This is a genomic window from Mycoplana sp. ABR4_002 (assembly GCF_056159645.1).
Genome location: NZ_JBSWVO010000001.1, coordinates 3,932,248 through 3,952,226, shown reverse-complemented (window position 1 = coordinate 3,952,226; position 19,979 = coordinate 3,932,248). Strand labels below are relative to the sequence as shown.

23 protein-coding genes are annotated in these 19,979 nt (G+C 66.9%); 13 read left to right on the top strand and 10 right to left on the bottom strand.

Annotated features, from left to right (window positions below; translation table 11 throughout):
- Nucleotides 1-5: 5 nt before the first annotated feature.
- The 5 genes from ACXAGF_RS18885 to ACXAGF_RS18865 form a co-directional block, all read right to left on the bottom strand.
- Complete coding sequence (locus ACXAGF_RS18885; RefSeq protein ID WP_475019346.1) at nucleotides 6-641, bottom strand: septation protein A; 636 nt, start codon at nucleotides 639-641, stop codon at nucleotides 6-8.
- 11 nt (nucleotides 642-652) lie between these two features.
- Nucleotides 653-2,218, bottom strand: coding sequence for a signal recognition particle-docking protein FtsY (ftsY, locus tag ACXAGF_RS18880; RefSeq protein WP_475018908.1), 1,566 nt, complete (start codon nucleotides 2,216-2,218; stop codon nucleotides 653-655).
- 12 nt (nucleotides 2,219-2,230) lie between these two features.
- Nucleotides 2,231-3,508, bottom strand: coding sequence for a tRNA (N(6)-L-threonylcarbamoyladenosine(37)-C(2))-methylthiotransferase MtaB (mtaB, locus tag ACXAGF_RS18875; protein WP_475018907.1), 1,278 nt, complete (start codon nucleotides 3,506-3,508; stop codon nucleotides 2,231-2,233).
- Nucleotides 3,505-4,416, bottom strand: coding sequence for a diaminopimelate epimerase (gene dapF / locus ACXAGF_RS18870; protein WP_475018906.1), 912 nt, complete (start codon nucleotides 4,414-4,416; stop codon nucleotides 3,505-3,507). The genes mtaB and dapF overlap by 4 nt, the downstream gene beginning before the upstream one ends.
- Nucleotides 4,417-4,535: 119 nt before the next feature.
- Entirely contained in the window at nucleotides 4,536-5,012 is a 477-nt protein-coding gene (locus ACXAGF_RS18865; RefSeq protein WP_475018905.1) for a VOC family protein, read from the bottom strand.
- A 350-nt stretch (nucleotides 5,013-5,362) separates the two neighbouring features.
- Between ACXAGF_RS18865 and ffh the strand changes: the two genes are divergently transcribed.
- The 5 genes from ffh (at nucleotide 5,363) to trmD (ending at nucleotide 9,077) form a co-directional block, all read left to right on the top strand.
- Nucleotides 5,363-6,916 carry a signal recognition particle protein gene (gene ffh, locus ACXAGF_RS18860; protein ID WP_475018904.1) on the top strand — a complete coding sequence of 518 codons (1,554 nt, stop codon included), beginning with the start codon at nucleotides 5,363-5,365 and terminating at the stop codon, nucleotides 6,914-6,916.
- A 13-nt stretch (nucleotides 6,917-6,929) separates the two neighbouring features.
- Complete coding sequence (locus ACXAGF_RS18855) at nucleotides 6,930-7,253, top strand: chorismate mutase (protein ID WP_475018903.1); 324 nt, start codon at nucleotides 6,930-6,932, stop codon at nucleotides 7,251-7,253.
- A gap of 36 nt (nucleotides 7,254-7,289) precedes the next feature.
- Nucleotides 7,290-7,655: a 30S ribosomal protein S16 gene (gene rpsP / locus ACXAGF_RS18850; RefSeq protein WP_475018902.1), complete on the top strand. Its 366-nt coding sequence runs from the start codon at nucleotides 7,290-7,292 to the stop codon at nucleotides 7,653-7,655.
- A 152-nt stretch (nucleotides 7,656-7,807) separates the two neighbouring features.
- The gene (rimM, locus tag ACXAGF_RS18845; protein WP_475018901.1) at nucleotides 7,808-8,377 is read left to right on the top strand and encodes a ribosome maturation factor RimM; all 570 of its coding nucleotides are present in this window, start codon (nucleotides 7,808-7,810) and stop codon (nucleotides 8,375-8,377) included.
- Between the two features lies 1 nt (nucleotide 8,378).
- The gene (gene trmD / locus ACXAGF_RS18840) at nucleotides 8,379-9,077 is read left to right on the top strand and encodes a tRNA (guanosine(37)-N1)-methyltransferase TrmD (protein WP_475018900.1); all 699 of its coding nucleotides are present in this window, start codon (nucleotides 8,379-8,381) and stop codon (nucleotides 9,075-9,077) included.
- On the opposite strand, the gene ACXAGF_RS18835 is transcribed toward trmD, so the two are convergent.
- Nucleotides 9,059-9,805, bottom strand: a complete 747-nt coding sequence (locus ACXAGF_RS18835; protein ID WP_475018899.1) for a sulfite exporter TauE/SafE family protein — start codon at nucleotides 9,803-9,805, stop codon at nucleotides 9,059-9,061. The genes trmD and ACXAGF_RS18835 overlap by 19 nt on opposite strands.
- Before the next feature lie 297 nt (nucleotides 9,806-10,102).
- On the opposite strand from ACXAGF_RS18835, the gene rplS reads away from it, so the two are divergent.
- The 6 genes from rplS to ACXAGF_RS18805 all read left to right on the top strand — a co-directional run bounded on the left by rplS (nucleotide 10,103) and on the right by ACXAGF_RS18805 (nucleotide 15,349).
- A complete protein-coding gene (rplS, locus tag ACXAGF_RS18830) occupies nucleotides 10,103-10,621 on the top strand; it encodes a 50S ribosomal protein L19 (RefSeq protein ID WP_475018898.1) in 519 nt (172 codons plus the stop codon).
- A gap of 169 nt (nucleotides 10,622-10,790) precedes the next feature.
- Nucleotides 10,791-11,588, top strand: coding sequence for a basic amino acid ABC transporter substrate-binding protein (locus ACXAGF_RS18825; RefSeq protein WP_475018897.1), 798 nt, complete (start codon nucleotides 10,791-10,793; stop codon nucleotides 11,586-11,588).
- Between the two features lie 7 nt (nucleotides 11,589-11,595).
- Nucleotides 11,596-12,417, top strand: coding sequence for an amino acid ABC transporter permease (locus tag ACXAGF_RS18820; RefSeq protein ID WP_475018896.1), 822 nt, complete (start codon nucleotides 11,596-11,598; stop codon nucleotides 12,415-12,417).
- On the top strand, nucleotides 12,414-13,046 hold the full coding sequence (locus tag ACXAGF_RS18815) for a class I SAM-dependent DNA methyltransferase (protein ID WP_475018895.1): 633 nt from the start codon (nucleotides 12,414-12,416) through the stop codon (nucleotides 13,044-13,046). The genes ACXAGF_RS18820 and ACXAGF_RS18815 overlap by 4 nt, the downstream gene beginning before the upstream one ends.
- A gap of 252 nt (nucleotides 13,047-13,298) precedes the next feature.
- A complete protein-coding gene (leuC, locus tag ACXAGF_RS18810) occupies nucleotides 13,299-14,708 on the top strand; it encodes a 3-isopropylmalate dehydratase large subunit (RefSeq protein WP_475018894.1) in 1,410 nt (469 codons plus the stop codon).
- 122 nt (nucleotides 14,709-14,830) lie between these two features.
- A complete protein-coding gene (locus tag ACXAGF_RS18805) occupies nucleotides 14,831-15,349 on the top strand; it encodes a SixA phosphatase family protein (protein ID WP_475018893.1) in 519 nt (172 codons plus the stop codon).
- Nucleotides 15,350-15,403: 54 nt separating this feature from the next.
- Here ACXAGF_RS18805 and ACXAGF_RS18800 read toward each other — a convergent pair whose 3' ends face one another.
- Nucleotides 15,404-16,234: an aldo/keto reductase gene (locus ACXAGF_RS18800; protein WP_475018892.1), complete on the bottom strand. Its 831-nt coding sequence runs from the start codon at nucleotides 16,232-16,234 to the stop codon at nucleotides 15,404-15,406.
- A 126-nt stretch (nucleotides 16,235-16,360) separates the two neighbouring features.
- Nucleotides 16,361-16,909 carry a L,D-transpeptidase family protein gene (locus ACXAGF_RS18795; RefSeq protein WP_475018891.1) on the bottom strand — a complete coding sequence of 183 codons (549 nt, stop codon included), beginning with the start codon at nucleotides 16,907-16,909 and terminating at the stop codon, nucleotides 16,361-16,363.
- 158 nt (nucleotides 16,910-17,067) lie between these two features.
- Here ACXAGF_RS18795 and ACXAGF_RS18790 point away from each other — a divergent pair, with 158 nt between their 5' ends.
- Both ACXAGF_RS18790 and ACXAGF_RS18785 read left to right on the top strand, forming a co-directional pair.
- Nucleotides 17,068-17,751: a response regulator transcription factor gene (locus ACXAGF_RS18790; RefSeq protein WP_475018890.1), complete on the top strand. Its 684-nt coding sequence runs from the start codon at nucleotides 17,068-17,070 to the stop codon at nucleotides 17,749-17,751.
- A gap of 114 nt (nucleotides 17,752-17,865) precedes the next feature.
- A complete protein-coding gene (locus ACXAGF_RS18785) occupies nucleotides 17,866-18,321 on the top strand; it encodes a cyclic nucleotide-binding domain-containing protein (RefSeq protein WP_475018889.1) in 456 nt (151 codons plus the stop codon).
- A gap of 18 nt (nucleotides 18,322-18,339) precedes the next feature.
- On the opposite strand, the gene ACXAGF_RS18780 is transcribed toward ACXAGF_RS18785, so the two are convergent.
- On the bottom strand, nucleotides 18,340-19,146 hold the full coding sequence (locus ACXAGF_RS18780; protein WP_475018888.1) for an exodeoxyribonuclease III: 807 nt from the start codon (nucleotides 19,144-19,146) through the stop codon (nucleotides 18,340-18,342).
- A gap of 105 nt (nucleotides 19,147-19,251) precedes the next feature.
- Nucleotides 19,252-19,914 carry an outer membrane lipoprotein carrier protein LolA gene (locus ACXAGF_RS18775; RefSeq protein ID WP_475018887.1) on the bottom strand — a complete coding sequence of 221 codons (663 nt, stop codon included), beginning with the start codon at nucleotides 19,912-19,914 and terminating at the stop codon, nucleotides 19,252-19,254.
- Between the last annotated feature and the right edge of the window lie 65 nt (nucleotides 19,915-19,979).

The window sequence follows — 19,979 nt, the reverse complement described above, 5'->3', positions numbered from 1 at the left end:
CCCGGTCAGGGCGAGGCGCCGCCCTCCGGCTCGCTCGAATACCTCATGATCAGCGGCATCTGGGCGAGCGTGAAGAGGATGGTGATCGGCATCGTCCCCCAAACCTTGAAGGCGACCCAGAAATCGGTCGAGAAGTGGCGCCAGATCACTTCGTTGAGGACGGCCAGGACCAGAAAGAACAGGCCCCAGCGCAGCGTCAGCTTGCGCCAGCCCTCCTCCGTCAGCTTGAAGGCGGCGTTGAAGACGTAGCCCAGCAGCGGCTTGCCGAAAGCAAGTCCGCCGAGCAGGATCGCCCCGAACAGCGTATTGACGATCGTCGGCTTCATCTTGATGAAGGTGTCGTTCTGCAGATACAGCGTGAGCGCGCCGAAGACGAAGACGACGATGCCCGAGACGAGCGGCATCATCGGCAGCGTCCGCGTCAGCACCCAGGACACGGCGAGCGCGATCGCGGTTGCGGCCATGAACAGGCCGGTGGCGATGAAGATCGGGCCGCCGAGATCGGCCAGCGCCGGAAACCGCTCCGCCAGCCATTCGCCGCGCGAATTGGCGAAGAAGAACACGACGAGCGGACCGAGTTCCAATGTCAGCTTCAGCAGCGGGCTGATCTTGGGCTTGCCCGCGTCTTCCAGCGTCTCGATGATCCTGTCGTTCATTCTGCAACCCCTGCGATCGCTTGCGCGAAATCCTTGGCTTCGAAGGGCTCGAGGTCGTCGACGCCCTCGCCCACGCCGATGAAATAGACCGGCAGCTTGTGCTTGGCGGCGATCGCCACCAGGATGCCGCCGCGAGCGGTACCGTCCAATTTTGTCATGATCAGGCCGCTGACGCCGGCGACGTTGCGAAAGATCTCCACCTGGCTCATCGCGTTCTGACCGGTGGTGGCGTCGAGCGTCTGCAGCACCGTGTGCGGCGCGTCCGGATCGAGCTTGCCGAGCACGCGCACGATCTTCTCCAGTTCGGCCATCAGCTCGGCCTTGTTCTGCAGCCGGCCGGCCGTGTCGATGATCAGCACGTCGCTCTGCCTGGCCCTGGCCTGCTCGTAGGCCTCATAGGCGAGACCGGCGGCGTCGGCGCCAAGTTTGGAGGAGACGATGTCGGCCCCGGTCCGCTCGGCCCAGATGTGGAGCTGCTCGATCGCGGCGGCGCGGAAGGTGTCGCCGGCCGCCATCATCACCTTCAGCCCGGCGCCGGAGAGTTTCGCGGCGAGCTTGCCGATCGTGGTGGTCTTGCCGGTGCCGTTGACGCCGACGACGAGAATGACGTGCGGCTTGTGCGACAGGTCGAGTTCGAGCGGCCGCGCCACCGGCTCGAGCACCTTGGTGATCTCGCCGGCCATGATGCGCGAGACGTCCTCGCCGGTCACGTCCTTGCCGTAGCGCTCGGACGACAGCGTGTCGGTGATGCGCAGCGCCGTCTCGACGCCGAGGTCGGCCTGGATCAAGAGGTCCTCGAGATCCTGCAGGGTTTCGTCATCGAGCTTGCGCTTGGTGAACAGGCTGGTGATCTGGCCGCTGAGATGGGCGGAGGTGCGCGCCAGGCCAGCGCGCAGGCGCTGGAACCAGTTCTGCCGCGGCGCGACCTTCACCGCCGGCTGCTCCTCCGGCACCGGGCCGGCGGACGAGAAGCCCTTCGGCAGCGCCGGCGCGAGGCCGGGCTCTTTCGTCTCCTCCGGCTCCGCAGCCTTCGCCTTGGCCTTCTTCTTCTTCTTGGGTTTCGCCTGCGGTGCGGCCTCGCCGTCGGCTGACGGCGTTTCCGCTACCTCGTCGGGAAACGAAGGGGCCGCGGCGTCCGGGGCCAAGGCGGCGGCTTGTTCCTCGACATGCGCCGCCTCGTTGGCGATGATCTCCTCGTGGGCGTGCTCGACCGCCCCCATGCCGATGTTGATCAGTTCTGCCGCGCGCGTCGTCTCGGCTTCCGGCGACAGCACGGCGTCGCGATTGCCGGACAGATCCGCGGCGGGGCCGGCTGGATGGTCGACCGGAGGCAGCGGATAAATGTCGGCCGGCGGCTCGGTGCGGTGCAGGTCCGCCTCGGGATTGGCGGCCTCGGCCTCCTCCAGTAGCAGGTCGCGTTCGGGGGGCGGTTCCTCCGCGGCAGGCGGAACCTCGTGGAGCCTGGCGGGTACGTCTGTCGCCGCCGCCTTGGGTGTCGCTTCGGGCCCGGGAACGGTGTCCTTGCCGAATGAGAAGATCTTCTTGATGAAGCCCAGCGCCATGAATGAGTTCCGCTAGTTGCGACGCGCCGCGGGATTCTCCCGCGCGGTCAGGTACTTGCCATTGTGGCCGGTGACGGTCACCGACACAAGATCGCGCGGGGCGAGACCGGCCGCATCGACCAGCGTGAAGTCCTCGGTGTGCGCGAGCCCGTTATTTTCGACCAGGATCGTCTGCCGGCTGCCCGCCATGGAGTCGAGATGGGCGAGGCGAAGGCGCTCGCCGGTCGCGCGCAGCCGCGCGGCGCGCTCCTTGACGAGCACCCGGTCAAGCTGCGGCATGCGCGCCGCCGGCGTACCGGGACGCGGGCTGTAGGGAAACACATGCAGGTTCGCAATGGCGCATTCCTCGGCCAGCCTGGCGCTGCGTTCGGCCATGGCCTCGGTCTCGGTGGGGAAGCCGGCGATCAGGTCGGCGCCGAAGCTGATCTGTGGTCGCAACTCGCGTGCCCTGCGACAGAAGCCGATGGCATCGTCGCGGCTGTGCCGGCGCTTCATCCGCTTCAGGATCAGGTCGTCGCCATGCTGCAGCGACAGGTGCAGGTGCGGCATGAAGCGCGGCTCGTCGGCTATCAGGTCCCACAGATGCCGGTCGGCCTCGATGCCGTCGATCGAGGACAATCGAAGCCGCAGGATGTCCGGCACCTGTTTCAGAAGGGTCTTTGCCAGAGCCCCGAGGCTCGGCCGGCCGGGCAGATCCCCGCCGTAGCTGGTCGCGTCGACGCCGGTCAGCACGACCTCCCGATAGCCGCTTTCGACGAGGCGGCGCGCCTGGTCGACGATCGCGCCCATCGGCACCGAGCGGGAGTTGCCGCGGCCGAAGGGGATGATGCAGAAGGTGCAGCGGTGGTCGCACCCGTTCTGCACCTGGATGAAGGCGCGCACATGACCCTCGATCGCCTTGACCATCTGCGGTGCGGTCCGCCTGACGCTCATGATGTCGTTGACCCGGACCTTCTCTTCCGCGGATACGCCGAAATCCGGCAGAGAGCGGTAGGAACCGGTGTCAAGCTTCTCCTCGTTGCCGAGCACGGCATCCACCTCCGGCATGTCGGCAAAGGTGTCCGCCTCGGTCTGCGCTGCGCAACCGGTTACGATGATCCGCGCCTGAGGATTGGCGCGACGGGCGCGACGGATCGCCTGGCGTGCCTGGCGCACCGCCTCGCCGGTCACCGCGCAGGTGTTGACGAGTACGGCGTTGTTCAGCCCCGCCTTCTCCGCCGCGCTGCGCATGACTTCCGATTCATAGGTGTTGAGGCGGCAGCCGAAGGTTATGACCTCGACGCCGCTCAAAGTGCCGCTCCGTCGGTCTGCGTGCCCGGGTCGCGCGCCCAGGCCCCGGTGGCCGGGTCGAGCCGGCCGGACCACTCCCACGCCGCCGGACCCGTCATGACGACGTGGTCGTCGCTCTCGCGCCATTCGATGTCGAGCGTGCCGCGATCCGGGCTGCTGGCCACGGTCACCGCGACCTTGCGGCCGGTGCGGCCGGTGCGGGCGGCGCTGACGGCGGCGGCACAGGCGGCCGAACCGCAGGCGAGCGTCAACCCCGCGCCGCGCTCCCAGGTGCGCGTCGTCATGGCGGTGCGTGCAGTGACCTGCGCCAGCGTGATGTTGGCGCGTTCGGGAAAGATCGGGTGGTTCTCGAGCAACGGGCCGAAGCGCTCGAGATCGAAGGACATGACGTCGCGGTCGACCCAGAAGATCGCGTGCGGATTGCCCATCGACATGGCCGACGGCGAATGCAGGACCGGATCGTCGATCGGGCCGATCTGCAGCTCGATGCGGCGGGTGTCGTGGAATTCTTCGGCGAGCGGGATCCGGTCCCAGGCGAATTGCGGGCGGCCCATGTCGACGGAAATGCTCCCGTCCGCGTGCTCGACGGCGTTGAGGATGCCGGCGACCGTCTGGAAGGTGAAGGCCTTCTGGCCCGTTTCGGCGGCGAGCGCCTGGACGACGCAGCGCGTGCCGTTGCCGCAGGCCTGCGCCTTGGAGCCGTCGCAGTTGAGAATGTCGATGTAGGCGTCGGTGCCATGCGTTTTGGGATCGTGGATCGCCATGATCTGGTCGTAGGCGGTTGCCGGGTCGGCCGCGAGCGCGATCGCCGCCGTTGCGGCCACACGGTCTGCGCGGCCGCGCATGTCGACGACGAGAATCTTGTTTCCCAGCCCGTTCATGCGGGCGAATGGAGCGTTGGCGGTCATGTCGGGCTTCCGGCCAAGCCCGGGCCGGCCCGGGCATTGCGTCAATTTCGCTGTATATGGCGGAAAAGCCGCACGATTACCAGTGGCGCGCCCGGGCGGCGCCACGCCGCCGGCCTGCCTCATCGGCCATAGGCGCGCTCCAGGGCGGCGATGTCGATCTTGACCATCCCCAGCATCGCCTCGTAGACCCGCCCCGCCCGCGCCCGGTCGGGATCGGCGATCATCGCGGTCAGCGTCTGCGGCAGGATCTGCCATGACAGGCCCCAGCGATCCTTCAGCCAGCCGCATTGCTCGGGAACGCCGCCTTGGGCCAGAAATCCGTCCCAGATCCGGTCAAGCTCCTCCTGGCTGCCGCACCCGACCTGAATGGAGAAGGAATGATTGAAGGAGTCGAGCGGGCGGGCCTGCAACGCCGTGAATCTCTGGCCGCCGAGCTCGAACACGATGATTCTGACGCTGCCGGGCGGGCCGCTCGGGGTCTCGGCCGGCAGGTCCGTCTCGGCGACGATCCTGGAATTGGGAATGAGCGATACATAGAACGCCACCGGATCGCCTGCGTCCGTGGCAAACCAGAGGTGGGAAGTGACGCCGGACATCGGGTTCCTCCTTTGTGATGTTGCGTCTTATCATCGAAGGACGTTTCGGCCGGGCCGGGGCCGACATGGCCCCGACGCGGCCGGGAGCATGCGGCATGGCGCAGCGCAAAATCGCCGCGGGCCGCCTCGTTCCTTGACTTTCCGCCGGCTTTGCTATTAAAGCCACGCCATCTGCGACAAGTCACGACACTTGAAGCCGCCGACCGGGACCCGAAATGGTGTAAACAGATCCCGGAGGTCAACACCCGACAGCGCGATGCGCCCTCGGGTGGTTTTTGGCTTTGCGTCTTGTTTTTGCCCGCCGATGCACCGACGTTTCCGTCCCGGACGGAAACCAGAAGGACGAAACGATGTTTGAAACACTCCAGGACCGCCTTGGCGCCATCTTGAATGGGCTGACAGGCCGCGGCGCGCTCTCCGAGGCCGACGTCTCGGCGGCGCTGCGCGAGGTTCGCCGCGCGCTGCTGGAAGCGGACGTGGCACTGGAAGTGGTGCGCTCGTTCACCGATGCGGTGCGCGAAAAGGCGGTCGGCGCGGAGATCCTGAAGTCGATCAAGCCCGGCCAGATGGTCGTCAAGATCGTCCATGACGAGCTCATCGCCATGCTCGGATCCGAGGGCGTTGCGATCGACCTCAACGCCCCCGCCCCGGTCGTCATCATGATGGTCGGCCTGCAGGGCTCGGGCAAGACGACCACCTCCGGCAAGATCGCCAACCGGCTGAAGACGCGCGACAAGAAGAAGGTCCTGATGGCCTCGCTCGACACGCGCCGCCCGGCCGCCCAGGAGCAGTTGCGCCAGCTCGGGGTCCAGGCCGGAATCGACACGCTGCCGATCATCGCCGGCCAGTCGCCCACCGACATCGCCGCCCGCGCCGTGCAGGCGGCCAGGCTCGGCGGCCATGACGTCGTCATCCTCGACACGGCCGGCCGCACTCACATCGACGAGCCGCTGATGATCGAGATGGCGGAGATCAAGCGGAAGTCCGATCCGCACGAGATCCTGCTCGTCGCCGACGCGCTCACCGGCCAGGACGCTGTCAACCTGGCCCGCAACTTCGACGACCGCGTCGGCATCACCGGTCTCGTGCTGACCCGCATGGACGGCGACGGCCGCGGTGGCGCGGCCCTGTCGATGCGCGCCGTGACCGGCAAGCCGATCAAGCTGATCGGCGTCGGCGAGAAGATGGGCGAGCTCGAGGAGTTCCATCCGCGCCGCGTCGCCGACCGCATCCTCGGCATGGGCGACATCGTTTCGCTCGTCGAGAAAGCGGCCGAGAACATCGACGCCGAAAAGGCGGCCGCGATGGCCGCCAAGATGGCGAAGGGCAAATTCGACCTGAACGACCTTGCCGACCAGCTGCGCCAGATGCAGAAGATGGGCGGCATGGGCGGCATCATGGGGCTGATGCCCGGCATGGCCGGCATGAAGGACAAGATGGCGGCCGCAGGCCTCGACGACAAAATGTTCGGGCGCCAGATCGCCATCATCTCGTCGATGACCAAAGCCGAGCGCGCCAATCCGGATCTCCTCAAGCATTCGCGCAAGAAGCGCATCGCCGCCGGCTCCGGCACCGATGCCGCCGACATCAACAAGCTTCTGAAGATGCATCGCCAGATGGCGGACATGATGAAGATGATGGGCGGCAAGAAGGGCGGCGGCCTGATGAAGCAGATGATGGGCGGTCTTGCCGGCAAGATGGGCCTCGGCGGCGGTATGGGCATGCCCGACCTGTCGAAGATGGATCCCCAGCAGCTCGAGGCGCTGGCCAAGCAGGCCGAGGCCGCCGGCATCAAGCCGGGCGGCCTGCCCGGGCTCGGCGGCGGCCTGCCCGGCCTGCCCGGCAAGCTGCCCGGCCTTGGCGGCGGTTTTCCGGGTCTTCCCGGCCTGCCGAAGAAGAAGTGAGGTGGACCGGACGATGATCGATCCGAACGTCAAGCAGCAGCTGGCCGAATACCGCCAGTCGATCGACAATATCGATGCGGCCCTCGTCCACATCCTCGCCGAGCGCTTCCGCTGCACGAAGGCGGTCGGCGTGCTGAAGGCCACCCACGATTTGCCGCCGGCCGACCCGGCGCGCGAGGAATACCAGATCGAACGCCTTCGCCGGCTGGCGAAGGACGCCAATCTGGATCCGGATTTCGCGGAGAAGTTCCTGAACTTCATCATCCGCGAGGTGATCCGGCACCATGAAGCCATCGCCGCCGACTATGGCGGCACCAGCAACCAGCATACCGCTTGAACGAAGCGGCCCGTCATACCCCGAAGGAGAAATGAAATGTCCCTGAAGATCCGTCTCGCCCGTGGTGGCTCCAAGAAGCGCCCGTATTACCAGATCGTCGTTGCCGACGCCCGCTCGCCGCGCGACGGCCGCTTCCTCGAGAAGGTCGGCGCCTGGAACCCGATGCTCGCCAAGGACGACGCCAAGCGTATCGAACTGAACGAAGAGCGCATCAAGGAATGGCTCGGCAAGGGCGCCCAGCCGACCGACCGCGTTCTGCGCTTCCTGAACGAGGCCGGCATTGCCAAGCGCGACGCCCGCAACAACCCGGAGAAGGCCAAGCCGGGCAAGAAGGCGCTCGAGCGCATCGCCGAGAAGAAGCAGAAGGCCGAAGACGCCGCTGCTGCCGCTGCCGCCGAGTAATTCCGGCCGGATCGGTCTACCGCGGGCGGCGTGCCTCATGCCGCCCGTTTTCGTTTGAAGCCCCGCGGCGTGGCGGCTAGGTTCGCGACGCCGAGGGCACCTGTTGTACCTGCGGGCGATCCCGCGGGATCGTCCACCACTGGACCGGACCGATGAGCAAACTGCAAAACCCCGTGCTGATGGGCACGATCGGCGCAGCCCAGGGCCTGCGCGGAGAGGTCCGCGTCAAGGCCTTCACGCTCGACCCGACCGCGCTCGGCGACTACGGCAACCTTCACAGCGAGGACGGCCGAGTGTTCGAGGTGCTGGAGATCCGGGAAGCCAAGAATGTGGTCGTGGTCCGCTTCCGCGGCGTCAACGACCGCAACGCGGCCGAGGCGCTGAAGGGGCTGGACCTCTATATCGAGCGCGACCGGCTGCCGGACGAGGAGCTCGACGACGACGAATTCTTCTACGCCGACCTCGAGGGGCTGGAGGCATTCGACGAGAACGGCCGCAGCCACGGCACGGTCACCGGCATCTTCGACTTCGGAGCGGGGGACCTGCTGGAGCTGAAAGGGCCCGGCAAGCGGCCCGTGCTGATACCCTTTTCCGAGGCGGCCGTGATCGAGGTCGACTTTGAGAATGGCCGGCTGCTGATCGATCCGGTCGCCGCCGGAATCGAGGGCGACGATGATGGTCCCGGCAGCCGGCGCCGCCGGCCGCCGCAGGAGGGGAACTGACGTGGCTTTCCGCGCCACCATTCTCACGCTCTATCCGGAGATGTTCCCGGGCTTTCTCGGCCAATCGCTGTCGGGCAAGGCGCTGGCGCGCGGCGACTGGTCGCTCGAGGCCGTGCAGATCCGCGACTTTGCCACCGATCGCCACCGCACGGTCGACGACACGCCGGCCGGTGGTGGCGCCGGGATGGTGCTGAAGCCCGACGTGCTCGCTGCGGCGATCGATCATGCGGCCCCGGCCGGGGACGTGCGGCCGCGGCTGCTGATGAGCCCGCGCGGCCGGCCGCTGCAGCAGCAGCGGGTGCGCGAACTGGCGCAAGGCGAGGGCGCGGTCATCGTCTGCGGCCGCTTCGAGGGGGTGGACCAACGCGTCATCGATGGCCGCGGCCTCGAGGAGGTCTCGATCGGCGACTACATCCTGTCGGGCGGGGAGCCGGCGGCAATGGTGCTGCTCGACGCGATCGTGCGCGTCTTGCCGGGGGTGATGGGGAACGTGCTGTCGGGGGTCCACGAGAGCTTCGAGGACGGCCTGCTCGAGCATCCGCACTATACAAGACCGCAGGTCTGGGAGGGGCGCGAGATCCCGGCCGTGCTGAGTTCCGGCCATCACGGCGAGATCGAGAAGTGGCGGCTGGCCGAAGCGCGCCGGCTGACCGCGGCGCGGCGCCCGGACCTGCTCGCGGCTCAGCCGGTGACGAAGTAGTAGAGCGTCAGCAGGCCGCCGACGGAGACGACCAGCGCGCGGATCACCTGTTGCGGCACGCGGCGGGCGACCCAGACACCGGAATAGCCGCCGATCGCGCCTGCGGGCACCATGACGGCGGCCTGCGGCCAGCCGACCACGTCGCCCCCGGTGAAGATGATGATGGCCACCGCGGCGATCAGCATCGCCAGGAAGTTCTTCAGCGCGTTGAGCTTGTGATAGTCCCCGCCCTTGGAAAGACCGAGCACCGCAAGCGTCATGATGCCCATGCCCGCGCCGAAGAACCCGCCGTAGATCGAGGTGACGAACTGCCCGAGCAGGCCGATCGGGCCGATCGGCTGCTCGGCGTGCAGGTGCTTGGGGCGCAAGAGCGGCCCGGCCGCGAAAATCGCGGTCGCCGCCAGCAGCAGCCATGGCACCAGCGCGCGGAAGCCCGGATTCGACATCGACAGCAGCAGCAGCGCGCCGCCGAGGCCGCCGATGGTGGAGAGCACGCCGACCTTCACCGCTTCCCTCCAGTCGGCGCGAATCTCGCGCCAGTAGGCGAGCGCCGAGGTGACGTAGCCGGGGAACTGGGTGATCGAGGAGGTCGCGTTGGCGACGATCGGCGGAACGCCGGTCAGCGTCATGGCGCCGAAGGTGAGGAAGGTGCCGCCGCCGGCGATCGCGTTGACGACCCCGGACAGGAGCCCGGCGACAAACAGCAGCGCGGCATCGGCGATCGACATGGCTTCCCTCCGGCAGCGCGTGGCGGCCACCTGCTTCTCCTGGAATGCCGCTGATATCGTCCGCCAATTCGGCCGGCAATCCCAAAAAACCGCGATGCCGGTCGATTTATCGGCGCCAAGGGATGACAACCGGTGCCGGATGGTGTATTGGCCCGCACGGTTTTGGGATCGTCCCGAAAGCCGCAAGCAAAGAATGGCGTACCCGCTCCTGTCCGGCACGGACATATCCCCGAGGCCCCGCCCACGGGACAAGGTCGAGCGCTCTGGCTGTTTCAGAAGAACGCAAAGGTTAGACCGATGAACATCATCCAGCAGCTCGAGGCCGAACAGGCCGCCAAGATCGCCGCCAAGCGCACCCTCCCCGAGTTTTCCCCGGGCGACACCGTTCGCGTCAACGTCCGCGTGACGGAAGGCAGCCGTACCCGTGTGCAGGCCTATGAGGGCGTCTGCATCGCCCGTTCCGGCGGCGGCCTCAACGAGAGCTTCACCGTCCGCAAGATTTCCTACGGTGAAGGCGTCGAGCGCGTATTCCCCGTCTACTCGCCGCTGGTCGAGGGCGTCGAAGTCGTCCGCCGCGGCAAGGTGCGCCGCGCCAAGCTCTACTACCTGCGCGACCGTCGCGGCAAGTCGGCTCGTATCGTCGAGAACACCGGCACGCGCGCCCGCAAGCTGAACGACGCCGAGCGCGCAGCCATCGCCGAGGAAAAGGCACGTCTGGAAGCCGAAAAGATCGCCGCCGCCCAGGCTCTGGCCGCCGAGAAGGCAGCCGCCGAAGCCGCCGAGGCAGCTAAGGCCGCGGAAACCGCAGCCGAATAAGTTACAGCACATGCAGCATTGAGCGGCCGCCGGGAGCGATCCCGGCGGCCGTCGTGTTTTCGGGGCTTTGGCGCGGCCCGGTATCGCTGGCGCGATTCTGGCGTGCCCCTGCTTGCCAGCGGCGATTGATCTGTGACAGGTTTGCTCGCCACAATTCAGGAGATGTCCGATGCCTTGCCGCCGCACCGTCCTTGCCGGACTCGCAGCCCTCGCCCTCATGCCGCTCGCCGCCGCTGCCGCCGACCTGCCCGATCTCGGCGGCCGTACGGTCGTGGTCGTCACGGAGAACGCCTACCCCCCGCTGCAGTTCGTCGATCCGAAGAGCGGCGAGCAGATCGGCTGGGAATATGACGCGATGAACGAGATCGCCAAGCGGCTGAACTTCCAGGTCGAGTACCAGAACACCAGCTGGGACGCGATGATCCAGGCGGTCCATGACGGCCAGTACCAGATCGGCATGACCGGCATCACCATCAAGGACGACCGCAAGGAGAAGGTGGATTTCTCCGACCCCTACATGCGCTCGCAACAGTTCATGCTGGTGCGCGCCGACGAGGACCGCTTCACCGACGCCAAGAGTTTCGGGGCCCTTGCCGACGGGCTGGTCGGCGCGCAGCCGGGCACCTCGCCGTTCTACACCGCCGTCTACGAGATCCTCGACGGCGATGAGCAGAATCCGCGCGTCAAGCTGTTCGAAACCTTCGGGGCCACGGTGCAGGCGCTGAAGGCCGGCGACGTCGATCTCGTGCTGACCGACAGCGTCGCCGCCAAGGGCTATGTCGACGCGTCCGAGGGCCAGTTGAAGGTGATCGGCGAGCCGCTCGGCACCGAGGACTTCGGCTTCATCTTCCCGAAGGGATCGGACCTCGTCGCTCCCGTCAACGCGGCGATCGCCGCGCTGCAGGCGGACGGCACGCTGGACGCGCTCAACAAGAAGTGGTTCCTCGACTACAAGATGGGCCAGTAAGCCCTTCATGGTCCCCGCATCCCCAAGCCCGGCGTCGGTCCGCGGCGACTATCCCTGGTGGCTGGTCGCCCTCGCCGCCGCCGGCCTTGCCATCGCCGTCGTGATCGCCGCGAACGACGTCTATGCCCAGGTCTTCGGCGTCATCCTGAAGGGGCTGTGGGTCACGGTCTTCGTCACGATCGTCGGCTTCGCGCTGGCCACACTGCTCGGCCTCGGCGTGGCCCTGCTCGGCCTTTCCGACCATGCCGCGCTGCGCCAGGTCGCCCGCTTTTACACCGAGGTGATCCGTGGCGTGCCGATCCTGGTGCTGCTGTTCTACATCGCCTTCGTCGGTGCGCCGGCGCTCGTCGCCGCGGCGAATTTCGCCATCGCGCCGCTGGTGGCGGCCGGCTACGCCGAGCCGCTGCTCGTCCGTGACGTCTCCTTGATGTGGCGCGCCATCATCGCCCTGACGATTGGCTATTCCGCCTTCATCGCCGAGGTGTTCCGCGCCGGCATCCAGTCGGTGGACAAGGGCCAGATCGAGGCGGCCAAGGCGCTCGGGCTGTCGCGCTACCAGCGCTTCCGGCTGGTCGTGTTCCCGCAGGCGATCCGGGTGATCCTGCCGCCGCTCGGCAACGACTTCGTGGCGATGGTGAAGGACTCCTCGCTGGTGTCGGTGCTGGGCGTCTCCGACATCACCCAGATGGCGAAGATCTATGCCTCCGGCTCGTTCCGCTTCTTCGAGACCTATTCGATCGTGGCCTATGTGTACCTGATCCTGACGATCGGGCTATCCTTGGCGCTTCGCGGCCTGGAGCGCAGGCTGCGCCGCGGGAGCGAACGATGAGCGACAGGGAAAGTGACGGGCTGGGCCGGGTCTACGCCGCCCGTACCGACGACGAACTGGCGGCCGCCTATTCCGACTGGTCGGGCGCCTACGACCGCGAAACCGCCACCGCCGGCTACTGCCTGCCCTTCATCATCGCCGGCTGGGTGGCGCGCTACGTATCCGTCGATGCCGGGCCGGTGCTCGACGCCGGCTGCGGCACCGGCCTGTCCGGCCCGTACCTGCGGGCGCTGGGCTATCGGGTTGTCGAGGGCCTCGACATGTCCGAGCAGATGCTCGCCCTTGCCGACGGCCGCCGCGCCTATGCCCGGCTGAAGAGCGGCCGGCTCGGCGAGCCCTTGCCCTGGCCGGACGCCCACTTCGCCGCGTTCTTCTCGACGGGCGTGTTCACCGCGGGTCACGCGCCGGCGTCCGGCCTGCACGAACTGGTGCGGATCACCCGCGCCGGCGGGCACGCGATCTTCACCGTTCGCGATGCCGTGCTCGAGACCGGCGGCTTCCGCGCCACGTTCGAAGAGCTGGCGCGCGATGGCCGCTGGCGCCCGGTGGAGGAGAGCCCGCCGTTTCGCGCCTTCGCTGTGACCGAGCCCGATGTGCTCGTGCAGGCGTTCGTGTTCGAGGTGCTGTGAGCGCCATGGCAGGCGAATCTGGCCGATTGCCGCGCGGGCAAAAAATTGGTATGTGCGGCCCCATGGAATCCAAGTTCGCATGCATTGGCGCGCATATCGTCGTACTGCAGGACCGCAAGCGTCTGCCGGTGCGCTTCTTCGCGCGTGTATGCGGGGCGCCGAGCAGTCGCCCAGCCTGATCCGTCGCGGATCCTCGCGGCCCGGCGCCGCACACATCTCCATGTCCAATCGCACTGCCACGGATGAAGAGCCATGAGCGCACCCCGTACCCTCTACGACAAGATCTGGGACGACCACGTCGTCAGCACCCAGGACGACGGCACCTGTCTTCTCTACATCGACCGCCACCTCGTGCATGAGGTGACGAGCCCGCAGGCCTTCGAGGGGCTGCGCATGACCGGCCGCACGGTCCGCCATCCGCAAAAGACCCTCGCCGTGGTCGACCACAACGTGCCGACCTCGCCGGACCGCAAGCACGGCATCAAGAACGAGGAAAGCCGCATCCAGGTCGAGGCGCTGGCGAAGAATGCGGCCGACTTCGGCGTCGAATACTACTCGGAAAACGACGTCCGCCAGGGCATCGTCCATATCGTCGGGCCCGAGCAGGGCTTCACGCTGCCGGGCATGACCATCGTCTGCGGTGACAGCCACACCTCGACGCATGGCGCCTTCGGCGCGCTGGCGCACGGCATCGGTACGTCCGAGGTCGAGCACGTGCTCGCCACCCAGACCCTGATCCAGAAGAAGGCGAAGAACATGCTGGTGCGGGTCGACGGCCAGTTGCCGCCGGGCGTCACCGCCAAGGACATCATTCTCGCCATCATCGGCGAGATCGGGACCGCCGGCGGCACCGGCTACGTCATCGAGTTTGCCGGCGAGGCGATCCGCTCGCTGTCGATGGAAGGCCGCATGACGGTCTGCAACATGACGATCGAAGGCGGCGCCCGCGCCGGCCTGATCGCGCCGGACGAGACGACGTTTGCCTATGTCAAGGACAAGCCGCGTGCGCCCAAGGGCAAGGCCTGGGACATGGCGCTCGAGCACTGGAAGTCGCTGCACACCGACGAGGGCGCGCACTACGACCGCGTCGTCGTGCTCGACGCCGCCAACCTGCCGCCGATCGTTTCCTGGGGCTCATCGCCCGAGGACGTCGTTTCGGTCCAGGGCGTCGTGCCGAACCCGGACGATATCAAGGACGAGGTCAAGCGCGCCTCCAAGTGGCGCGCGCTCGACTACATGGGCCTGAAGCCGGGAACGAAGATCACCGACATCGCCGTCGACCGCGTCTTCATCGGCTCCTGCACCAACGGACGGATCGAGGACCTGCGGGCCGTCGCAAAGGTGGTCGAGGGCAAGAAGGTGGCACCGACCGTCAACGCGATGATCGTGCCGGGTTCCGGCCTGGTGAAGGAGCAGGCCGAGGCCGAGGGCCTCGACAAGATCTTCAAGGCGGCCGGCTTCGACTGGCGCGAGCCCGGCTGTTCGATGTGCCTTGCGATGAACGACGACCGGCTGAAGCCCGGGGAGCGCTGTGCCTCCACCTCGAATCGCAACTTCGAGGGCCGCCAGGGCTTCAAGGGGCGGACCCACCTCGTTTCGCCGGCCATGGCCGCCGCCGCCGCGGTGGCGGGCCACTTCGTCGATATCCGCGAGTACAACTGACGCTGGCCGGTCAAAAGCCAGGGTCTGTCGAACATGACCTGACAACAAAGGGCCGCCCGTCGAGGCGGCCCTTGCTTTTGGGCCGTTATGAATGTCGAATCCGACGGGTGGGAGGAACCGTAATGATCAGTCGCCGTCTCATCCTGTTCCGTCACGCCAAGTCCGCCTGGCCGGATGGTGTCGCCGATGAGAAGCGTCCGCTCGCCCCGCGCGGGCAGAAGGCGGCGCCGCGCATGGGCGTCTATCTGGCGGACTGCGGATTGATCCCCGATCTTGCGCTCGTCTCCAAGGCGCACCGGACGCAGGAGACCTGGGACCTCATTGTCCCGAGCCTGCCCAAGGGCGTCGTCAAGCGAAACAGCGCCGCGATCTACGAGGCACCACCAAACCAGTTGCTGGAGGCCGTGCGCGCCGCCAGCACCGACGTCCGCTGTCTGATGCTGGTCGGTCACAACCCCGGACTGCAACAACTCGCCCTGGCGCTGATCGGCGCAGGCGACCCGGAGGCGATCCATCGGATCGGCGAGAAGTTCCCGACCGCGGCCGTGGCGGTGATCGACTTCTCACTGGAACGCTGGCCCGACCTGCATGCGGGAACGGGCACGCTGGAGCGCTTTGTTACCCCCAAGTCGCTGGCATGAGACAGATGGCCGGAGCATTGAACGCCCCGGCCGCGCCCGTCGCCTGCCGGTCGATCAGAAGTCGGCTGTCTCCGGATTCGGGCCGATGCGGCCGTCCGGGTTGTCGAGCGCCCCGATCGCTTCGAGGTCCGCGGCGTCGAGCCGAAAATCGAACACGTCGAAGTTCTCCTCGATGCGCGACGGTGTCACCGACTTCGGAATGACGACCAGGCCATTGTCGACATGCCAGCGCACGATCGTCTGCGCCGGCGTGCGCCCGTGCTTGCGGGCAATGGCGCCGAGAACCGGATCGCCAAGCAGCCCGCCCTGACCGAGCGGGCTCCACGACTGGGTGGCGATCCCCAGCTTTGCATGCACGGCGCGCAGGGTGCGCTGCTGGAAGTCCGGGTGCAGTTCGATCTGGTTCAAGGCGGGCGTCACGCCGGTCTCGCCAATGATCCGCTCGAGGTGGTCGGCGTTGAAGTTGGAAACGCCGATCGAGCGTGCGCGGCCCTCCTCCTTTAGCCGGATAAGGGCCCTCCAGGTGTCGAGATAGCGGTTGCGGGCGGGGGCCGGCCAGTGGATCAGGTAGAGATCGACATAGTCGGTGCCGAGGCGTTCCAGGCTCTCGTCGAACGCCCTCAGGGTCGCATCGAAGCCCTGACGGTCATTCCACAGCTTGGTGGTCAGGAAGATATCGGCACGGTCGACGTCGGAGGTGCGGATGCCGTCGCCGACGCCGGCCTCGTTCTCGTAAATGGCCGCGGTGTCGATATGGCGATAGCCGGCGGCAAGGGCCGCGCGCACGGTTGGCGCTGCGACGTTGTCGGGCGTGCGCCAGACGCCGAGCCCGACCTGGGGAATGCTGTTGCCGTCGTTGAGGGTGATGGCCGTGCTGTGGGTCACGAAGCGCCTCCTGAGAAATCCATGTCGTTTCCATCGCGGTTTCGGGCCCGATGCGCCGAAGCGGCGACCGGCTGGATATAGGCGCTCAGTACTACGATTCCACCACCGCCGGACGACCCGGCCGTCTCACACCACCCGCAGCGTCGTCCCGCGCCTGAGAAAGGGTAGCAGCCGTCGCATGTCAGGCGGGCGAATCGCCACGCATCCCGCGGTCGGCTCGAAACCGGGCCTGATGAGGTGGAAGAAGATCGCCGAGCCGCAACCCCGACGCCGGGCGGTGACGTTCCAGTCGAGCACCAGGCAAACGTCATAGAGCCCGTCGGCACGGTGCAGGTCCTCATGGCTCGCCTTGAAAGGGGCGCGCACCAGCCGATTGTAGGACGGGTCGCCGGGCGCATCGCACCAGAGCATGTCGGCGCGGATCCGCCGCATCGGCAGTGTCGTCGACAGTCCGCGCATGCGGTCCCCGCGGGAAAAGCCCCCGAGGATGCGCACCGGGCCGAGCGGTGTGGCACCGTCACCCTCACGCTTGAAGGCCGTCACGCCGGTGCGACCGATTGCCGCCGGCAGGCGCAATGGCCCGAATTGCAGGATGGCGCGGCTCTTTTTCGCAGGCGCGCGCCGGATCACGATTGTGCCGTGTTTTTCTGCTGCTGTCTCTGCTATCCGTCTCATGCCCGGTGCCCGTGGATGCTCACGCCGTCTTGCCTTTCGTCAAATCCAGGACAAGCAAGAAGTGCGGCGGCAGGTCCTCCGGTCCTGCTTACAGCCTATGTGGGGTTGTCAAAAGTGCAATTTTGCCTAGGTTCAACTCAGTTGACGGAAGGAAACCGATGACATCGCGAACGATCCTCATTGTCGATGACGATAGCGACCTGCGCGAGACGCTGGCGGAGCAGCTTGCGCTCTACGAGGAGTTCACGATTCTCGAGGAGGCCACGGCCGCCAAGGGCATGCAGGCGGCGCGCGCCAGCCAGGTTGACCTGCTGATCATGGATGTCGGCCTGCCGGACATGGACGGCCGCGAGGCGGTCAAGCTGTTGCGCAAGGGCGGCTTCAAGGCGCCGATCATCATGCTGACCGGCCACGACACCGATTCCGACACCATTCTCGGGCTCGAGGCCGGCGCCAACGACTATGTCACCAAGCCGTTCCGCTTCGCCGTGCTGCTCGCGCGCATCCGCGCGCAACTGCGCCAGCACGAGAGCAGCGAGGACGCCACCTTCACCGTCGGCCCCTACACCTTCAAGCCGGGCCAGAAGCTGCTGACGATGGACAACGGGCAGAAGATCCGCCTGACCGAAAAGGAGGCCGCGATCATCCGCTACCTCTACCGGGCCGACCAGAAGGTGGTGACGCGCGACGTGCTGCTCGAGGAGGTCTGGGGCTACAATTCCGGCGTCACCACCCACACGCTCGAGACCCACGTCTACCGGCTGCGCCAGAAGATCGAGCGGGATCCGTCCAATGCCGAGATCCTCGTGACCGAGAACGGCGGCTACAAGATCGTTCCGTGATGGGCGGGGTGCCGCTGGACGGCGCCTGCCCTTGTCGGCTATTGGAAATCGCCAGTGAGTACGACGTCGAGCGCCCCCGGTCCGCGGGGCTCGACAGCATGCCGGAGGCGCCGATTGGCTCTCAGTGACGACATCAAGCTGTTTGCGCAGGTTGCGCTGTTTTCCGGCCTGTCGGAGGATAAACTGCGGTTGATCGCCTTCGGGGCCGAACGGCGGCGCATCGTCGAGGGCCAAACCCTGTTTCGCGAGGGGACTTCCGCCGACTGCGGCTTCGTCGTCGCTTCCGGCGGCTTTCGCTTGTTTTCCACGATGCGCGACGGTTCCGTGCGCGACGAGGGCACCGCCGGCCCCGGCGTGCTTTTGTCGGAACTGGCGATGATCTCGGTGGTGGAGCGCAAGTTCACCGCCACGGCGACCGAGGACAGCGAGGTGATCCGCATCAACCGGCCGCTGTTTCGCCGGATGCTGGAGGAATATCCGGACGTGGCGATGCTGGTGCAGGACCGCATCCGCGCCAACCTGGAGGCGATGATTGCCGGCGCCGCCGGCATGGCCGGCCGTTTCGCCTAGCGCATCGCTGCACTTGTCCTAGAGATCGAAGGTCGCAATCACCGGGACGTGGTCGGACGGACGCTCCCAGCCGCGCGCTTCCCTGAGCACGGTGATGTCGGCGAGATGGGCGTCAAGGTCCGCGGAGGACCAGATGTGGTCCAGCCGGCGGCCGCGGTCGGCGGCGCTCCAGTCCTGGGCGCGATAGCTCCACCACGTATAGAGCTTCTGGTCGGCCGGGACCTTGCGGCGCATTAGGTCGACCCAGGCGCCCTTCGTCATGACTTCGGTCAGGCCCTCGACCTCGACCGGGGTGTGGCTGACGATCCTCAGCAGCTGTTTGTGCGACCACACGTCATGTTCGAGCGGGGCGATGTTCAGGTCGCCGACGAGAATCGAGGAAACGCCGGCCTCCGCCTCGGCGTGCAGCAGCTTCATCTCCTCGATGAAGTCGAGCTTGTGGCCGAACTTCGGATTGATCGCGCGGTCCGGTTCGTCGCCTCCGGCCGGGACATAGAAATTGTGCAGCCGGATCGACTTGCCACCATGGCGGAAGACGACGGAGACATGGCGGGCGTCGCCGACGCCGCAGTAATCTCGCCGCTCGACCAGTTCGGCCAGCGGGATCCGCGAGACCGTCGCCACGCCGTGATAGCCTTTCTGGCCGTGCATGGCGATGTGCTCGTAGCCGAGCGCCCGCAGCGGCTTCGAGGGGAACTGATCGTTGGGGCACTTGGTCTCCTGCAGGCACAGGATGTCGGGGGCATGCGTCTTGAGGAACTGTTCGACAAGCCCGATGCGCAGCCGGACGGAGTTGATGTTCCAGGTCGCGATCGAAAGGGCCATGCGTCAACGTCCTCGTAGCTCTCGGGTTTGCGAGCTACTTAGACCGGGCCGGTGCGGAAGAAAACTGCCGCGGCAAAGAATCTGCCGCGGTCTGTCGGCCGATGGCTAGCGGCGGATCTCGTCATAGGGAACGGCGAAGATCTTCGGGTCGAGCTTCACGCCCGTGCGCACGTTGAAGATCATCACGGAAGTGTCCTTGCCCTGGGCGTCCCGGATCGTCCACTGACGCAGGTCGAAGGTCTTCGGGTCGAACATCATGGTGATGGTCGAACTGCCGAAGACGCTCTGGTCCCCGAGCACGATGGTCGTGAGGTCCGGATCCTCCCGCACACCACGCACCATCCGGGCCGAGAGGTCGATCCGGTTGCCCAGAAGCAGCTTCAGCGGCGTCTTGGAGAGCGGGTAGACGCTCCAGGTCTTGAGCTTGCGGTTGCCGACGACGACCGTGTTGCCGTCGGAAATGACGCGCATCGGCGAGGGTTCCTCGTAATTGAACCGGATCTTGCCCGGCCGGCTGATGAAGAACTTGCCGCCGGTCTGCTCGCCGCGCGGTCCGAACTGGACGAACTCGCCTGTCATCGTCCGCACCGAGGAAAAGTGGTTGGCGATCCTCTGGGCGGCGGCGGAGGCCTGGGCCGCCGCCGGTCGCGCGGCGAGGATCGACGGTCCCGCGACCAGTCCCAGCGCCACCAGGCCGACGAAGCCGCGCCGGGTGATGTCCGTTTCGAACGAGGTCGTTTCCTTGGTGTTCATCGTCTTCTCCTTCATGCCGCTCTCTTGGGAGCCAAGTGCGGCGCCTTCAAGGCGCCCCTCCGGCCACCGGGCGCAGATGC

What these genes read in the sequence shown, in the direction of transcription:
- ftsY (WP_475018908.1), bottom strand. Translation starts at nt 2,218, where the DNA reads ATGGCGCTGGGCTTCATCAAGAAGATCTTCTCATTCGGCAAGGACACC.
- dapF (WP_475018906.1), bottom strand. Translation starts at nt 4,416, where the DNA reads ATGACCGCCAACGCTCCATTCGCCCGCATGAACGGGCTGGGAAACAAG.
- ACXAGF_RS18865 (WP_475018905.1), bottom strand. Translation starts at nt 5,012, where the DNA reads ATGTCCGGCGTCACTTCCCACCTCTGGTTTGCCACGGACGCAGGCGAT.
- ffh (WP_475018904.1), top strand. Translation starts at nt 5,363, where the DNA reads ATGTTTGAAACACTCCAGGACCGCCTTGGCGCCATCTTGAATGGGCTG.
- ACXAGF_RS18855 (WP_475018903.1), top strand. Translation starts at nt 6,930, where the DNA reads ATGATCGATCCGAACGTCAAGCAGCAGCTGGCCGAATACCGCCAGTCG.
- rpsP (WP_475018902.1), top strand. Translation starts at nt 7,290, where the DNA reads ATGTCCCTGAAGATCCGTCTCGCCCGTGGTGGCTCCAAGAAGCGCCCG.
- rimM (WP_475018901.1), top strand. Translation starts at nt 7,808, where the DNA reads ATGAGCAAACTGCAAAACCCCGTGCTGATGGGCACGATCGGCGCAGCC.
- ACXAGF_RS18835 (WP_475018899.1), bottom strand. Translation starts at nt 9,805, where the DNA reads ATGTCGATCGCCGATGCCGCGCTGCTGTTTGTCGCCGGGCTCCTGTCC.
- rplS (WP_475018898.1), top strand. Translation starts at nt 10,103, where the DNA reads ATGAACATCATCCAGCAGCTCGAGGCCGAACAGGCCGCCAAGATCGCC.
- ACXAGF_RS18825 (WP_475018897.1), top strand. Translation starts at nt 10,791, where the DNA reads ATGCCTTGCCGCCGCACCGTCCTTGCCGGACTCGCAGCCCTCGCCCTC.
- ACXAGF_RS18820 (WP_475018896.1), top strand. Translation starts at nt 11,596, where the DNA reads ATGGTCCCCGCATCCCCAAGCCCGGCGTCGGTCCGCGGCGACTATCCC.
- ACXAGF_RS18815 (WP_475018895.1), top strand. Translation starts at nt 12,414, where the DNA reads ATGAGCGACAGGGAAAGTGACGGGCTGGGCCGGGTCTACGCCGCCCGT.
- leuC (WP_475018894.1), top strand. Translation starts at nt 13,299, where the DNA reads ATGAGCGCACCCCGTACCCTCTACGACAAGATCTGGGACGACCACGTC.
- ACXAGF_RS18805 (WP_475018893.1), top strand. Translation starts at nt 14,831, where the DNA reads ATGATCAGTCGCCGTCTCATCCTGTTCCGTCACGCCAAGTCCGCCTGG.
- ACXAGF_RS18795 (WP_475018891.1), bottom strand. Translation starts at nt 16,909, where the DNA reads ATGAGACGGATAGCAGAGACAGCAGCAGAAAAACACGGCACAATCGTG.
- ACXAGF_RS18790 (WP_475018890.1), top strand. Translation starts at nt 17,068, where the DNA reads ATGACATCGCGAACGATCCTCATTGTCGATGACGATAGCGACCTGCGC.
- ACXAGF_RS18780 (WP_475018888.1), bottom strand. Translation starts at nt 19,146, where the DNA reads ATGGCCCTTTCGATCGCGACCTGGAACATCAACTCCGTCCGGCTGCGC.
- ACXAGF_RS18775 (WP_475018887.1), bottom strand. Translation starts at nt 19,914, where the DNA reads ATGAAGGAGAAGACGATGAACACCAAGGAAACGACCTCGTTCGAAACG.